15 protein-coding genes and 1 pseudogene are annotated in these 13778 nt (G+C 66.9%); 13 read left to right on the top strand and 3 right to left on the bottom strand.

Annotated features, from left to right (window positions below):
• The 11 genes and pseudogenes from G3N96_RS23030 to G3N96_RS22980 all read left to right on the top strand — a co-directional run.
• The coding region (locus G3N96_RS23030; protein WP_241022783.1) for an amidase family protein at positions 1–889 on the top strand (889 nt) is incomplete at its 5' end.
• A 543-nt stretch (positions 890–1432) separates the two neighbouring features.
• Positions 1433–2569: a muconate/chloromuconate family cycloisomerase gene (locus G3N96_RS23025; RefSeq protein ID WP_206138568.1), complete on the top strand. Its 1137-nt coding sequence runs from the start codon at positions 1433–1435 to the stop codon at positions 2567–2569.
• Positions 2570–2625: 56 nt separating this feature from the next.
• On the top strand, positions 2626–3570 hold the full coding sequence (catA, locus tag G3N96_RS23020; protein WP_206138567.1) for a catechol 1,2-dioxygenase: 945 nt from the start codon (positions 2626–2628) through the stop codon (positions 3568–3570).
• Positions 3571–3691: 121 nt separating this feature from the next.
• Positions 3692–5050 carry a Rieske 2Fe-2S domain-containing protein gene (locus tag G3N96_RS23015; protein ID WP_206138566.1) on the top strand — a complete coding sequence of 453 codons (1359 nt, stop codon included), beginning with the start codon at positions 3692–3694 and terminating at the stop codon, positions 5048–5050.
• Complete coding sequence (gene benB, locus G3N96_RS23010) at positions 5047–5535, top strand: benzoate 1,2-dioxygenase small subunit (protein WP_206138565.1); 489 nt, start codon at positions 5047–5049, stop codon at positions 5533–5535. Before G3N96_RS23015 ends, benB begins: the two co-directional genes overlap by 4 nt.
• Positions 5536–5580: 45 nt before the next feature.
• Positions 5581–6603 (top strand): benzoate 1,2-dioxygenase electron transfer component BenC, encoded by a 1023-nt coding sequence (gene benC / locus G3N96_RS23005; RefSeq protein WP_206138564.1) that lies wholly within the window; start codon positions 5581–5583, stop codon positions 6601–6603.
• A gap of 2 nt (positions 6604–6605) precedes the next feature.
• Positions 6606–7376 carry a benzoate diol dehydrogenase BenD gene (benD, locus tag G3N96_RS23000; RefSeq protein WP_206138563.1) on the top strand — a complete coding sequence of 257 codons (771 nt, stop codon included), beginning with the start codon at positions 6606–6608 and terminating at the stop codon, positions 7374–7376.
• A 91-nt stretch (positions 7377–7467) separates the two neighbouring features.
• Positions 7468–7866, top strand: a complete 399-nt coding sequence (locus G3N96_RS22995) for a RidA family protein (RefSeq protein ID WP_206138562.1) — start codon at positions 7468–7470, stop codon at positions 7864–7866.
• A 231-nt stretch (positions 7867–8097) separates the two neighbouring features.
• Positions 8098–8910, top strand: a complete 813-nt coding sequence (locus tag G3N96_RS22990) for a creatininase family protein (protein WP_124581346.1) — start codon at positions 8098–8100, stop codon at positions 8908–8910.
• A gap of 61 nt (positions 8911–8971) precedes the next feature.
• Positions 8972–10147, top strand: a complete 1176-nt coding sequence (locus tag G3N96_RS22985) for a YncE family protein (protein ID WP_206138561.1) — start codon at positions 8972–8974, stop codon at positions 10145–10147.
• Between the two features lie 223 nt (positions 10148–10370).
• A pseudogene (locus tag G3N96_RS22980) lies at positions 10371–10532 on the top strand (DUF1641 domain-containing protein); the annotation flags it as partial.
• Between the two features lie 16 nt (positions 10533–10548).
• Here G3N96_RS22980 and G3N96_RS22975 read toward each other — a convergent pair.
• The gene (locus G3N96_RS22975; RefSeq protein WP_206138569.1) at positions 10549–11259 is read right to left on the bottom strand and encodes a response regulator; all 711 of its coding nucleotides are present in this window, start codon (positions 11257–11259) and stop codon (positions 10549–10551) included.
• A 633-nt stretch (positions 11260–11892) separates the two neighbouring features.
• Between G3N96_RS22975 and G3N96_RS22970 the strand changes: the two genes are divergently transcribed.
• Complete coding sequence (locus tag G3N96_RS22970) at positions 11893–12258, top strand: hypothetical protein (protein WP_206138560.1); 366 nt, start codon at positions 11893–11895, stop codon at positions 12256–12258.
• A 52-nt stretch (positions 12259–12310) separates the two neighbouring features.
• Entirely contained in the window at positions 12311–12532 is a 222-nt protein-coding gene (locus tag G3N96_RS22965; protein ID WP_206138559.1) for a hypothetical protein, read from the top strand.
• 61 nt (positions 12533–12593) lie between these two features.
• Here the strand turns inward: G3N96_RS22965 and G3N96_RS22960 are convergent, their stop codons facing one another.
• Entirely contained in the window at positions 12594–13133 is a 540-nt protein-coding gene (locus G3N96_RS22960; RefSeq protein WP_206138558.1) for a GNAT family N-acetyltransferase, read from the bottom strand.
• Positions 13134–13541: 408 nt separating this feature from the next.
• Positions 13542–13763, bottom strand: coding sequence for a hypothetical protein (locus G3N96_RS22955; RefSeq protein ID WP_089444187.1), 222 nt, complete (start codon positions 13761–13763; stop codon positions 13542–13544).
• Positions 13764–13778 lie beyond the last annotated feature (15 nt).

The raw sequence follows: 13778 nt of genomic DNA, 5'->3' as shown, positions 1-13778 counted from the left end.
CTACCCGTCGGGCGGCGTCGCGCCGATTTCGCGCACGCGCGACACCGTCGGCCCGATCGCGCGGTCGGTCGACGACATCGCGCTGCTCGACGCGATCCTGTCCGGCGCCGGCACCCACGCGGCGACGGCACTGCCGACCCGTGGCACGACGCGCCCCGTGCGCCTGGCGGTTCCGCGCACGACGTTCTGGCGCGGCCTCGCGCCGGATCTCGAACGGGTGGCGAATGCCGCGGTGGCGCAACTGGCGCAGGCGGGATTCGAGTGCGTCGACATCGACCTGAACGACTATCCGGGGTTCTTCGACGACGAGCCGGCCGTCATTGCCCTGTACGAATTCCGGTCGTCGATGCACGCGTATCTGGTCGAGAACGGCTACGACCTGTCGGTCGACGACATCGTCGCGAACGTGGGAAGCCCCGACGTCGCGAAGATCGCCCGCCATATCACCGGCCCAGACGGGATCGGCGAAGCGGCGTACCGCACCGCGCTCGACCGGCGTACGCGGTCGCGTGCCGCGTATCGGCAGTGCCTCGCCGACAGCGGCGCCGACGCGCTGGTGTTTCCGACCACGATCGCGACCGCGTGCCCGATTCCGGCGGGCGACGCGATGATGCTCAACGGGGAGCCCGCGTCGGTGTTCGCGACTTACATCCGGAATACCGAGCCGGGCAGCAATGCCGGCGTACCGGGCATGACCGTCCCGGCCGGGCTGACGGCGGCGGGGCTGCCGGTCGGCCTCGCGCTGGACGGGGCGGCCGGCACCGATCGCGAACTCATCGCGGTCGCGCTGGAGGTCGAGCGGGTGCTCGGGCGGCTGCCGTTGCCTGACGATGGATTCGGAGTCGAGGGCAGGTTGGGTGGATACGCGGGTGTCGATGGGGAGTCGTGATGCGGTGCCGCCGCGCCTGTGGGCGGTGCGGCAGTTGAAGTGCCGGAGTCGGCCGGCATGCGCGCGAGGTGGACTACGCTGACGCCGAGCCCTTTGCGCGCCCGACCCGATGCGCAACCACCGCTGACGTGAATCCCGCCGGCGCCGCGGTGATTTGAGCCGACAACCGCTCGAACCCACGCACGCGAAGCCGGCCGCCAACCGCGCATATCGAGAAACCTGCCCACGCGCCCCCGGGCGAGGCATCAGGAAAACCCTGACAGCGGCCCGCCGAGGCCGCCTTTTTGCGTCGCTGCGCGCGTGGCGACCGATGCCATTCCCGTCTCCAGCCATCCGCATCCCGGGTGACCGCTCCTCTCGATCCAGCGCGGCTTTCCGGCCATCTTGCCTGTCATTGAGGGTATGGTGAAAAGCTAAATCGATTGAATATCACCGAATTTCAATACCTGTCAGGTATTGAAATGACCGCCTAAAAGTATTGGACGCTCAATCCGGCCGAGACGTATAAATCGCCTCAAGAACTTCACCCCCACGGCGTGCCCCATGTCCTCCGTCACCATCGAACGCATCGAAACCCGCCTCGTCGACCTGCCGACGATCCGCCCGCACAAGCTGTCGGTGGCCACGATGCACGGCCAGACGCTGATGCTCGTGAAGGTGTGCTGCAGCGACGGCGTGACCGGCCTCGGCGAAGGCACGACGATCGCCGGCATGGCCTACGGCCCGGAAAGCCCCGAAGCGATGAAGCTGGCGATCGACACGTATCTCGCCCCGGCGATCGTCGGCCGGGACGCGACGCGCATCCAGACGCTGATGGCGTTCCTCGGCAAGCTCGCGAAGGTCAACCACTTCGCGAAGAGCGCACTCGAAACCGCGCTGCTCGACGCGCACGGCAAGCGGCTCGGCGTGCCGGTGAGCGAGCTGCTCGGCGGCCGCCGCCGCGATCGCCTGCCGGTCGCGTGGACGCTCGCATCGGGCGACACGGCCACCGACATCGCCGAAGCCGAAAGGATGCTCGACCAGCGCCGTCACAACGTATTCAAGCTGAAGATCGGCGCGAAGTCGCCGGAGACGGATATCCGCCACGTGGCCGAGATCAAGAAGGCCGTCGGCGATCGCGCGTCGGTGCGTGTCGACGTGAACATGGCGTGGAGCGAAACGCAGGCGGCGCGCGCGATTCCGGCGCTGGCCGATGCCGGCTGCGAACTGGTCGAGCAGCCGGTGGCGTCGGCCGCGGCGCTGGCGCGCCTGATGCGCCGCTTCCCGGTCGCGCTGATGGCCGATGAAATCCTGCAGGGCCCCGACAGCGCGTTCGACATCGCGAAGCATCACGGCGCGGACGTGTTCGCGATCAAGATCGAGCAAAGCGGCGGCCTGTTCGCCGCGCAGCGCGTCGCCGCGATCGCGGATGCGGCCGGCATCGAGCTGTACGGCGGCACGATGCTCGAAGGCGCGTTCAGCACGGTGGCGTCCGCGCACCTGTTCGCGAGTGTCGCGAACCTGCAGTGGGGCACCGAACTGTTCGGGCCGCTGCTGATCACCGAAGAGATCCTCACGCAGCCGCTCGATTACAGCGACTTCGAACTGACCGTGCCGGACGGCCCCGGCCTCGGCATCGAACTCGACGAGGACAAGGTCAGGCGTTTCACCCGCGACGGGCTGACGAAAGTCGCGCGATAGATGACCCGAGCCAGGCAACGGCCGTCATTCCCCCCAATACACGTGGAGACATCATCATGAGCGTCAAAGTTTTCGAGTCCCGGGAAGTGCAGGATCTGCTGAAGGCCGCGTCGAACGCGGGCGCGGACGGCACGAAAGGCGGCAACGCGCGTACGCAGCAGGTCGTGCTGCGGCTGCTGGGCGACCTGTTCAAGGCGATCGACGATCTCGACATCACGCCCGACGAGGTGTGGGCGGGCGTCAACTACCTGAACAAGCTCGGCCAGGACGGCGAAGCGGCGCTGCTCGCGGCCGGCCTCGGCCTCGAGAAGTATCTCGACATCCGGATGGATGCCGCGGACCAGGCGGCCGGCCTCGACGGCGGCACGCCGCGCACGATCGAAGGGCCGCTGTATGTGGCGGGCGCACCGGTGCGCGACGGCGTGTCGAAGATCGACCTCGACTCGGACGACGGCGCGGGCCCGCTCGTGATCCACGGCACGGTCACCGGCCTCGACGGCAAGCCGGTCGCGGGCGCGCTGGTCGAATGCTGGCACGCGAACTCGCACGGCTTCTATTCGCACTTCGACCCGACCGGCAAGCAGAGCGAGTTCAACCTGCGCGGCGCGGTAAGAACGGGCGCCAACGGCAAGTACGAATTCCGCACGCTGATGCCGGTCGGCTACGGCTGCCCGCCGCAGGGCGCGACGCAGCAGCTGCTGAACGGCCTCGGCCGCCACGGCAACCGCCCGGCGCACGTGCACTTCTTCGTCGACAGCCCCGACCACCGCAAGCTGACGACGCAGTTCAACATCGCAGGCGATCCGCTGATCTGGGATGACTTCGCGTATGCGACGCGCGAGGAACTGATCCCGCCCGTGGTCGACAAGACCGGCGGCACGGCGCTCGGCATGAAGGCCGATGCGTACCAGGACATCGAGTTCAACTTCGTGCTGACGCCACGGGTGCAGGGCAAGGACAACCAGATCGTCCACCGCCCGCGCGCAGCCGCGACGGCGTAACCGCCCACCGCCCGCCGGCGCGGCACCGATAGGCCGCCGCCGGCCGGGTTTCCGCGAGATTCAACCGATTACCGATGCGAGCGTGCTTGCAGGACGCGGCACACGCATGGGAGGAGCCAACATGTCCGCCACGATCGACCAAGCCACCGACCTGGATCACCTGCTCGCCACCGCCGTGCAGGACGACAAGGAGGCCGGCGTATTCCGCTGCCGCCGCGACATCTTCACGAACGCCGAGCTGTACGAACTGGAGATGAAGCACATCTTCGAGAGCAACTGGGTGTACCTGGCGCATGAAAGCCAGATCCCGGCCAACAACGATTACTACACGACGTGGATCGGCCGCCAGCCGATCGTGATCACGCGCGACAAGACCGGCGAGCTGCACGCGGTGATCAACGCCTGCGCGCACAAGGGCGCGATGCTGTGCCGCCGCAAGCACGGCAACAAGGGCAGCTTCACGTGTCCGTTCCACGGCTGGACCTTCTCGAACACCGGCAAGCTGCTGAAGGTGAAGGACGAGAAGACGACCGAGTATCCGGTGCAGTTCAACACGCACGGCTCGCACGACCTGAAGAAGGTCGCGCGCTTCGCGAACTATCGCGGCTTCCTGTTCGGCAGCCTCAGCGCCGACGTGCTGCCGCTCGAGGCGTACCTCGGCGAAGCGCGCGTGATCATCGACCAGATCGTCGACCAGGCGCCGAACGGGCTCGAGGTGCTGCGCGGCAACTCGTCCTACATCTACGAAGGCAACTGGAAGATGCAGATGGAAAACGGCTGCGACGGCTATCACGTCAGCACCGTGCACTGGAACTACGCGGCGACGATGGGCCGCCGCAAGGAAGACGGCACCAAGGCCGTCGACGCGAACAGCTGGAGCAAGTCGGTCGCGGGCGTGTACGGCTTCGACAACGGCCACATCCTGCTGTGGACGCAGACGATGAACCCGGAAGTGCGGCCGGTGTACCAGCACCGTGACGAGATCAAGGCGCGCGTCGGCGACGTGCAGGCCGACTTCATCGTCAACCAGACCCGCAACCTGTGCGTGTACCCGAACGTGTTCCTGATGGACCAGTTCAGCACGCAGATCCGCGTGGTGCGGCCGCTCGGCGTCGACAAGACCGAGGTCACGATCTTCTGCTTCGCGCCGAAGGGCGAGAGCGAGACCGATCGCACGACCCGGATCCGCCAGTACGAGGATTTCTTCAACGTGACGGGCATGGGCACCGCCGACGATCTCGAGGAGTTCCGCGCATGCCAGGCCGGCTATGCGGGCATCACGGCGATGTGGAACGACCTGTCGCGCGGCGCGCCGTTGTGGGTCGACGGGCCCGACGAGAACGCGAGGAAGATGGGGCTGAACCCGCGCATTTCCGGTGAGCGCAGCGAGGACGAAGGGCTGTTCGTGTGCCAGCACGAACACTGGGTGCATGTGATGCGCGATGCGCTGAAGAAGGAACGCGGGGAGGTGGCGGCATGAGCTTCGATTACCGGACCATTTGCGCGGCGCTGTACCGCGAAGCGCGCCTGCTCGACGATCGCCAGTGGGATGAATGGCTGACCTGCTACACGGAGGACGTCACGTACTGGATGCCCGCGTGGGACGACGACGATCGGCCGACCGACGATCACCAGAGCCAGATCTCGCTGATGTACTACCCGGACCGCGGCGGCCTCGAGGATCGCGTGTTCCGGATCAAGACCGAGCGCAGCGGCGCATCGACGCCCGAGCCGCGCACCTGCCACAACGTGACGAACGTCGAGGTGCTGGCCGAACGCGACGGCGAGGTGGACGTGCGCTACAACTTTCACACGCTGAACCACCGCTACCGCGTGACCGATCACTTCTTCGGCACGATGTTCGTCACGTTGCGCCGGGTGGGCGATGAACTGCTGATTTCGTACAAGAAGATCGTGCTGAAGAACGACTACATCCGGCAGGTGCTCGACGTCTATCACGTCTGACGCCCGTTGTTTCGTCATCAAAGACAAGGAAGTGGAGGCGACGCCATGTCCAGTTACAAGATTGCACTGAATTTCGAGGATGGGGTAACCCGCTTCATCGACTGCAAGGCCGGCGAGAAGGTGCTCGACGCGGCCTTCCGCGCGAAGATCAACCTGCCGATGGACTGCTCCGACGGCGTGTGCGGCACCTGCAAGTGCCGCGCCGAAAGCGGCAGCTACGACCTCGGCGACGATTACATCGACGACGCGCTCACCGAGGACGAAAAGGACGGCGGCCTCGTGCTGACCTGCCAGATGGTGCCGCAAAGCGATTGCGTGATCGCGGTGCCGACGTCGTCGGTCGCGTGCAAGACCGGCCAGAGCAGCTTCGCCGCCACGGTGACGAAGGTCGAGCAGCACAACGACGCGGCCGTCGTGCTCGAACTGGACGTCGGCGCGGCCGCGCCCGTGTTCCTGCCGGGCCAGTACGTGAACATCGACGTGCCCGCGAGCGGGCAGCACCGGTCCTACTCGTTCTCGTCGGCGCCGGCCGATGCGAAGGTCAGCTTCCTGATCAAGAAGATCCCCGGCGGCGTGATGAGCACGTGGCTCGAATCGGCGCAGCCCGGCGACACGCTGGAACTGCACGGGCCGCTCGGCAGCTTCTACCTGCGCGACGTGCAGCGGCCGCTGCTGTTCCTCGCGGGCGGCACGGGGCTGGCGCCGTTCCTGTCGATGCTCGAGGTGCTCGCGCGCACCGGGTCGCGGCAGAAGGTGCACCTGATCTACGGCGTGACGCGCGATCTCGACCTCGTGCTGGTCGACGCGCTCGAAGCCTGTGCGGCGAAACTGCCGAACTTCAGCTTCGCGACGGTCGTCGCGGATGCGGCGTCGAGCCATCCGCGCAAGGGCTGGGTCACGCAGCACATCCCGTCCGATGCGCTGAACGACGGCGACGTCGACGTGTATCTGTGCGGGCCGCCGCCGATGGTCGACGCGGTGCGCCAGTATTTCGACGACGAAGGCGTGAAGCCGAACAGCTTCCACTACGAGAAGTTCACCCCCAACGTCACGGCAAAGGCGGCGTGATCATGCAACGATTCTCTGGCAAGGTCATCGTCGTCACGGGCGCCGCGCAGGGCATCGGCCGCGGCGTCGCGCTGCGCGCGGCGGCCGAAGGCGGCAGGGTGCTGTTCGTCGATCGCGCGGATTTCGTCGCCGAGGTCGCGGCCGAAGCGACCGGTGGCGAGACGGCCGGCTTCGTCGCCGATCTCGAAACGTACGACGGTGCGCAGGCGGCGATCGCGCACGCCGCGCAGACGTTCGGCGGCATCGACATCCTGATCAACGGCGTCGGCGGCGCGATTCGCATGCGCCCGTTCGCCGAATTCGAGCCCGCGCAGATCGATGCGGAAATCCGCCGTTCGCTGATGCCGACGCTCTATACGTGCCACGCGGTGCTGCCGCATCTGCTCGCGCGCGGCGGCGGCACGATCGTCAACATCTCGTCGAACGCGACGCGCGGCATCCGCCGCGTGCCGTACTCGGCGGCGAAAGGCGGCGTCAATGCGCTGACGGCGGCGCTCGCGATGGAATATGCGGAGCACGACATCCGGGTCGTGGCCACCGCGCCGGGCGGCACCAGCGCGCCGCCGCGCCGCGTGCCGCGCAACGCGGCCGGCGACAGCGAGCAGGAACAGGCATGGATGGGCGAGGCCGTGCGCCAGGTCACCGAATCGACGTTCTTCAAGCGCTACGGCAGCCTCGACGAGCAGATCGCGCCGATCCTGTTCCTCGCGTCCGACGAGGCGAGCTACATCACCGGCACGGTGCTGCCGGTCGCGGGCGGCGATACGGGTTGAGCGGCGTGTCGTGACGCTGCTCGCAAGTGCTCAACGTATGTTCATCGACAACCCACCGGCCGGCGCGAAGACGCCGGCCACGGAGACTCCCATGCATGATCGCAAAGCCGTCGTTCCGGCGGGAATGGAAGCGGTGTACGAGAAAATCGGCTATGCGCCGGGGCTGAAGGTCGGCGATACGCTGTACGTGTCCGGCCAGATCGGCCGCGATGCGGCGATGCAGCTCGTCGAAGGCCGTGAGGCGCAGATCGTGCAGGCGTTCGACAATCTGAAGCTGGTGCTGGAGGCCGCGGGCGCATCGTTCAACGATGTGGTCGACCTGACGACCTTCCATACCGACATGCGCGACCTGCCGTTGTTCATGCAGGTGCGCGACCGTTATCTTGCTGCGCACCCGAAGCCGGCGTGGACGGCGGTCGGCGCGCACATGCTGGGCGGCGCGCCCGGCTATATCGTCGAGATCAAGGCGGTGGCCGTATTGCCGGCGTGATGGACGCAGACGCGGCGCGGACGCGAGGTGCCGGGGGCCGTGCGGCGAATCGGCTCGTCGCGTGCTGACCGGGAGCGACAGGCTTCGCGACGCAAGACGGAATCCTGACGAAATCCTTTCTCTCGACCTGCGGCGTGAAGCGTCGTGCGTCGGTCAGCGACAAGTCGCGCGAGTTCGTTTATGGTGCGAGGGAACGCCGCGTCGTTTCTTTCCTTCCGCCGGAAATCCGCGATGAAATGCCTGCCACGCGCCATCCTCGCCGCCCTCGCTGTCACCGTCGCGCAAGCCGTGCTCGCCCAGGCGCCGGGCACGGTGCAACTCGAAGACATGACCTGGACCGAACTGCGCGACAGCATCCGGGCCGGCAAGACCACGATCCTGATTCCGATCGGCGCGACCGAGCAAAGCGGGCCGTACGTCGCGCTCGGCAAGCACAACGCGCGGGTCAGGGTGCTGTCCGAGCGGATCGCGGAAGGCCTCGGCAACGCAATCGTCGCACCCGTCATCGCCTATGTGCCCGAGGGCGGCTATGCGCCGCCGACGTCGCACATGCGCTTCCCGGGCACGATCACCGTGCCCGACGACGTCTTCGAAAAGACCCTCGAATCGGCAGCCAACAGTTTCCGCGTCCATGGCTTCACGAACATCGTGTTCCTCGGCGACCACGGCGGCTACCAGAACGACATCAAGCAATCCGTCGCCCGGCTCAACAAGTCGTGGGCCGGCACGGGGGCACGCGCGTTCGTGCCGGCCGCGTACTACGGCACCAGTTCCGACGGTTATGACCAGATCCTGCGCGAGCACGGCGTGCCGGCCGCGGATATCGGCACGCATGCGGGGCTGGCCGACACGTCTCTGCTGCTGGCGGTGGCGCCGGGCATGGTCAGGACCGACAAGCTGCGCAACGCCGCGAAGCCCGGCGCCGTCGATGGTGTCTACGGCGGCGATCCGCGTCACGCGAGTGTCGAGCTCGGCCGGCTCGGCACCGACGCCATCGTGTCGCGCACCGTCGACGCGATCAGAAAGGACATCGCCGGCCGCTGACGCAGCCGCGCCGTCGCGCTACTTTTGTCGTCGTTCCCTTCAATCGAACCGGGACATCGTCATGCAACCGCGCTTTCGCCGTCATCTCCGCTTCTCCCGTCCCGCGATCGTCATCGTGGCGGCGCTGGCCTTCGGTGCACGCGGGGCGGTCGCGGCGGCTGCCGTCGCGACCGTACCCGGCATGCCGCCCGTCCTGCATCCCGACAACCTGTACAGCGAGGCGCAGGCCGGCCGCATGAGCGCGGCGGTAGCGGGCGCGTTGCCGCGCATCTACGTGCCGAACCTGAGATCGAACGACGTCTACGTGATCGACCCCGCCACGGACAAGGTCGTCGACCGGTTCACCGTCGGCCGCAGTCCGCAGCACGTCGTGCCGGCATGGGACCTGCACACGCTGTGGGTCGCGAACAATGCGGAAGGGCGAACCGACGGCAGCCTGACGCCGATCGACCCGAAGACGGGCAAGCCCGGCCAGGCAGTGAGCGTCGACGATCCGTACAACATGTATTTCACGCCCGACGGCCAGGACGCGATCGTGGTGGCCGAAGCGCATGCGCGGCTCGACTTCCGCGACCCGAAGACGATGGCGCTGAAATCGAGCCTCGATGTGCCGCAATGCAAGGGCATCAATCATGCCGATTTTTCGATCGACGGCCGGTATGCGCTCTTCACGTGCGAGTTCGGCGGCAAGCTGGCCAAGATCGATTTCGTGAACCGCAAGGTGGTCGGCTATCTCGAGCTCGACCGGAAAGGAATGCCGCAGGACATTCGCGTGTCGCCCGACGGCAAGCTGTTCTATGTCGCCGACATGATGGCGGATGGTGTGTACGTCATCGATGGCGACGCCTTCACCAAGATCGGCTTCATTCCGACCGGCGTCGGGACGCACGGCCTGTACCCGAGCCGCGACGGCACGAAGCTCTACATCGCGAATCGCGGCTCCAATCGCGTCCATGGGCCGCGTCACGGCAAGGGCAGCGTATCGGTGCTCGATTTCGCGACCCGCAAGGTGGTTGCAACGTGGCCCATTCCCGGCGGCGGCAGCCCCGACATGGGCAATGTCAGCGCGGACGGCACCACGCTGTGGCTGTCGGGCCGTTTCGATGACGTCGTCTACGCGATCGACACCACGAGCGGCGCGGTCCGGTCGATTCCCGTCGGCATGGAGCCGCACGGCCTGACGGTGTGGCCGCAGCCGGGGCGCTATTCGCTGGGCCATACGGGAAACATGCGGTAGCGCGGCCGGTCAGCGCGTACCGGCCCGGCCGTTCGACACGCGGGCCGCATGGCTCGCCGATGAAACCGGCGCACGCAACCGCCGCCGCTGCGGCGCACCCGGCACGCGGTGTGCGTACCTGCCCGGCCTGCCGCCGGGCAGGCGGCGTCAGACGAACGAGACGCAACCGGCGTGCGTGGCCGCCGTCGCGGCGGCCGCGTGGCGTCCCAACCGGAGAAAGCCGATGACCGAACGTCAGTCCCCCGACACGACGCCTCCGCACACGGAGCCCAGCGCGCACGATGCGCTCGAACATTTGCTCGGCAGCCTGCACCGGCATGGATTCCTGCATCTGGCGACCGAGGTCGTCAGCGCGAACGCGCGGCTGGCCGACACGTTCGTCGGCACCTGAGCGCGGCGCGTCAGTCCCACGCGTGCTTGCTGAACTGATAGCCCTTGCCGCGAATCGTCTTGATTCGCTTCGGTTCCGTCAGGTCGTCACGCAGCTTGCGGCGCAGCTTCGAAATGCGGCCGTCGATCGAGCGGTCGAAGCCGTCGAACTCGATGCCGCGCAGCAGCAGCGTCAGGTCTTTTCGGCTGACCACCTCGCCGGCGCGGCAGACGAGCGCCCACAGCAGGTCGAACTCGGTCGACGTCAGGCGGGGTGCGCTACCGTCGGGAAGACGAACCCTGCGATCGGCCCGGTCGATCGAAAACTTGCCGAACTCGAAACGATGAGGCGATGCCGGCTCGACATCGTCCGGGCGCATGCGCACCCGTCGCAGGTGGGCCCTGATCCGCGCGAGCAGGATGCGCGGCTCGACCGGCTTGTGGAGAAAGTCGTCCGCGCCGAATTCCAGGCCGAGCAACTCGTCGAACAGCTCGTCGCGGGCCGTCATCATGATGACGATGCCGTCGTACTGCATGCGCGCCTCGCGACAAATCTCGAAGCCGTCCTTGCCCGGCAGGTTGATGTCGAGCAGCACCAGGTCGGGATGACGCGCGACGATCGTGGCAACGGCGTCGGTGCCGTCGAACAGGCGGTCCACCTCGTACTGATGCGTGCGCAGATAGTCTGCGATCAGTGCGGACAATTGAACGTCGTCTTCGACGAGCAGGATTCGGATGGGCATCGCTGAACGAGGGGATGAAACGGGAAAGTGGCGAGCACGCAAGCCCAGTCCGACCATGGGGTGGCTGAAGAGACGCGCATGATACGTCGGAACAATCCGGTGGAATGTAGCGAAATCTGCACCGCTCGACCGCCCCGTCCGCACGCGAATCACCCGGCCCATGGAGCCGGGCGGATGGGCGAAAGTGTGGAATCGTGTCGTCGCGAAACGGGACGATGGTTGGACGATAAGCTCAGGCGTGGGATCCGGTTCATGGCCGCCAAGGACTGCTGGCGCGAAGTCGTTCGCACGAAAACGTTTGCGGAAAAATGGCGCGTGAAAAGCACACCCGCCCGGGCCGCCAGCCGGTAAAGATTGCTCGACATATCATTACAAAATATTACGAAACGGGCAACGAACAGGTCCTTACAATCGTGGCGACTCGATGGCGAGCATGCCGCGCACCGTCTACCGGCTGGCCACCAAAGGGAATGCCAACGCGGTGGCGGTGACCGACAGCGTGCCATTGCTCGCCTGGTGCGTCCGTTGGGCGCGGCACCGTCGGTGCCCGACGCGCGCGAATCAATGTCGACGTCTTTCCGCCTTCCAGGCGGCAAACGTGTGGCCGGCAGGATGTTCTGATAGGAATGCGAAATGACGCCGCTTCAAATCATCGGGAGTCTCGATGCACTCACGAACGCGATCGAAGTCGCGGTCGCCCACGCCGACTGGAGCGAGGCCGTCCGGGCAGCGGAAACACGTTCGGCGTTCCTGATGACCCTGTCACCCGATCAACCCGACGAGGTTCACGCGGCGATCCGCAGAATGCGGGAGATCGATGTCCGGATCTCGATCACCGCACGGGAAACGCTGGAGGCACGCGTCGTGGAGAGCCGGAAGGCGTTGCACGAAACCGGGCTGGCGCCCCGGCCGCCGTCGCCCGCGGCGGATGTCATCGCCGCCCGATCCCCTTCGTGGCGCTCAGCCATTTCACGGCGCTTCGCGCCGTACACGCATTGACACGGACAGGTCCCTGAACGTGCCGGTCAGGTCTCAACATTTCGGTGGCGGTATGCGATTTCGAAAACGCATCAATGATGTCGATGCAACACGGTGGTTCGCTGACGGCGACCATGATCGGGTGGAAACCCGTGAAGGCGGACGCGCGATCGCCACACCGGAGGGCTGGCGATCGGTGAAGCCGGGTGACTGGATCTTGCGCGACGATTGCGGCAACTGCTGGCCGATGGACAACGGGCTCTTTACGAGCCTGTATGAACCGGTCGTGGAGTGAGCGGCGAGGGCGCGCCGGTGCCGTCCATACGGCACGCCCACGTCACCCGTGCGCCGGCAGCCTAGCGGCGCGCGCGCGAAAACAGCAACGAGTCGGTGTCGTTGAACCGGATCGGCACCGGCTCCCCATAACCCGCCTTTTCCGCCACGCGGATCGACGCGACGTTGGTCGGCGCGATCAGGCACACGCTGCGCTCGAACCGGTGCTGCCCGTCGAGCCATGCCAGCGCGGCCGAGAGCGCCTCGGTCGCGTAACCCTTGCCGTGCGCCCATGTCGCAAGGGCCCAGCCGGCTTCCGGCACGCCGCGAATCGACGGCTCGATGAGCCGGTGGAAATCGGCGAAGCCGAGATCGCCGACATAGCGGCCCGACGCCTTCTCGCGAATCGCCCAGTACCCGTAGCCGAGCAGCGGCCACAGCCCGCGATACGCGAGCATGCGCATCCACGAGTCGCGCGGCGCGGACGGCTCGCCGTTGAAGATGTGCTCGACGACCTTCGGCTCGGCCCACATCGTGGCGAGCGCCTCGAAGTCGCCGAGCGGGTGGCCTTCGAGGATGAGGCGCGGTGTATCGAGAACGGGCGGGGAGGAGACAGGCGGCATCGTGGCTTCCGGAGAGGAGGGGCATGGGACGGTCAGGCCGTCGGCATGTCGATGCCGCGCTGGTTGGGTTCCGTTCACGCACCGGCAGGCAGATCGGCCGGCGATGTTCCTCGGCGAGCGACGACGTGCGATTGACGGCAGGCGGCGGCGGCCCGCTGCGAGCGGGCATGTCCAATTCGGCAGGACAGGGCGCCGGAATGATAGCAAAACCCCTGCACGAACGGGCTGCGGTGCGGGCCGCCGGAGGTGGTGCCGCCGCATCGACGACGTCGCACGGGAAGCGGGCGCAATTCCATTGGCTTCCCGCGCGATAGTCGGACTTTCATGCGGTGCGCCGCCCTTCCGATGTGCCGCCGTCACTCGACATGATGCTCGGAGGGATCAATCCGATTCGCGGCCGCGGGCGGTCTACTTCCGGTTCTTCAGGAAGGTCCGGCCTTCGGCCGTGATCGAGGCGCCCGAGCGGCCGTGTGCGGGATGGCTGACGAAGCCCGCGCTGACGAGTTCGCTCGCGATCGACCAGCCGAGCGCCGGTGCGTCGCGCCCGTAGCGGACATCGGCGAGGCGCTCGAGCGCCCAGATGGCGGAGGCCGACAGGTTCGGGGTGTTGGGCGTGAAGTTGTCGCTCATCGCTTCCTCGTGAAA

This window comes from Burkholderia sp. Se-20373 (assembly GCF_017104705.1).
In the GTDB taxonomy this organism is placed as follows: Bacteria; Pseudomonadota; Gammaproteobacteria; order Burkholderiales; family Burkholderiaceae; genus Burkholderia.
This window is presented reverse-complemented; position numbering and strand designations above follow the sequence as displayed.

Excerpts from the sequence above, each read along its gene's own strand:
- G3N96_RS23025 (WP_206138568.1), top strand. The coding sequence starts at position 1,433 with ATGTCCTCCGTCACCATCGAACGCATCGAAACCCGCCTCGTCGACCTG.
- catA (WP_206138567.1), top strand. The coding sequence starts at position 2,626 with ATGAGCGTCAAAGTTTTCGAGTCCCGGGAAGTGCAGGATCTGCTGAAG.
- G3N96_RS23015 (WP_206138566.1), top strand. The coding sequence starts at position 3,692 with ATGTCCGCCACGATCGACCAAGCCACCGACCTGGATCACCTGCTCGCC.
- benB (WP_206138565.1), top strand. The coding sequence starts at position 5,047 with ATGAGCTTCGATTACCGGACCATTTGCGCGGCGCTGTACCGCGAAGCG.
- benC (WP_206138564.1), top strand. The coding sequence starts at position 5,581 with ATGTCCAGTTACAAGATTGCACTGAATTTCGAGGATGGGGTAACCCGC.
- benD (WP_206138563.1), top strand. The coding sequence starts at position 6,606 with ATGCAACGATTCTCTGGCAAGGTCATCGTCGTCACGGGCGCCGCGCAG.
- G3N96_RS22995 (WP_206138562.1), top strand. The coding sequence starts at position 7,468 with ATGCATGATCGCAAAGCCGTCGTTCCGGCGGGAATGGAAGCGGTGTAC.
- G3N96_RS22990 (WP_124581346.1), top strand. The coding sequence starts at position 8,098 with ATGAAATGCCTGCCACGCGCCATCCTCGCCGCCCTCGCTGTCACCGTC.
- G3N96_RS22985 (WP_206138561.1), top strand. The coding sequence starts at position 8,972 with ATGCAACCGCGCTTTCGCCGTCATCTCCGCTTCTCCCGTCCCGCGATC.
- G3N96_RS22975 (WP_206138569.1), bottom strand. The coding sequence starts at position 11,259 with ATGCCCATCCGAATCCTGCTCGTCGAAGACGACGTTCAATTGTCCGCA.
- G3N96_RS22970 (WP_206138560.1), top strand. The coding sequence starts at position 11,893 with ATGACGCCGCTTCAAATCATCGGGAGTCTCGATGCACTCACGAACGCG.
- G3N96_RS22965 (WP_206138559.1), top strand. The coding sequence starts at position 12,311 with ATGCGATTTCGAAAACGCATCAATGATGTCGATGCAACACGGTGGTTC.
- G3N96_RS22960 (WP_206138558.1), bottom strand. The coding sequence starts at position 13,133 with ATGCCGCCTGTCTCCTCCCCGCCCGTTCTCGATACACCGCGCCTCATC.
- G3N96_RS22955 (WP_089444187.1), bottom strand. The coding sequence starts at position 13,763 with ATGAGCGACAACTTCACGCCCAACACCCCGAACCTGTCGGCCTCCGCC.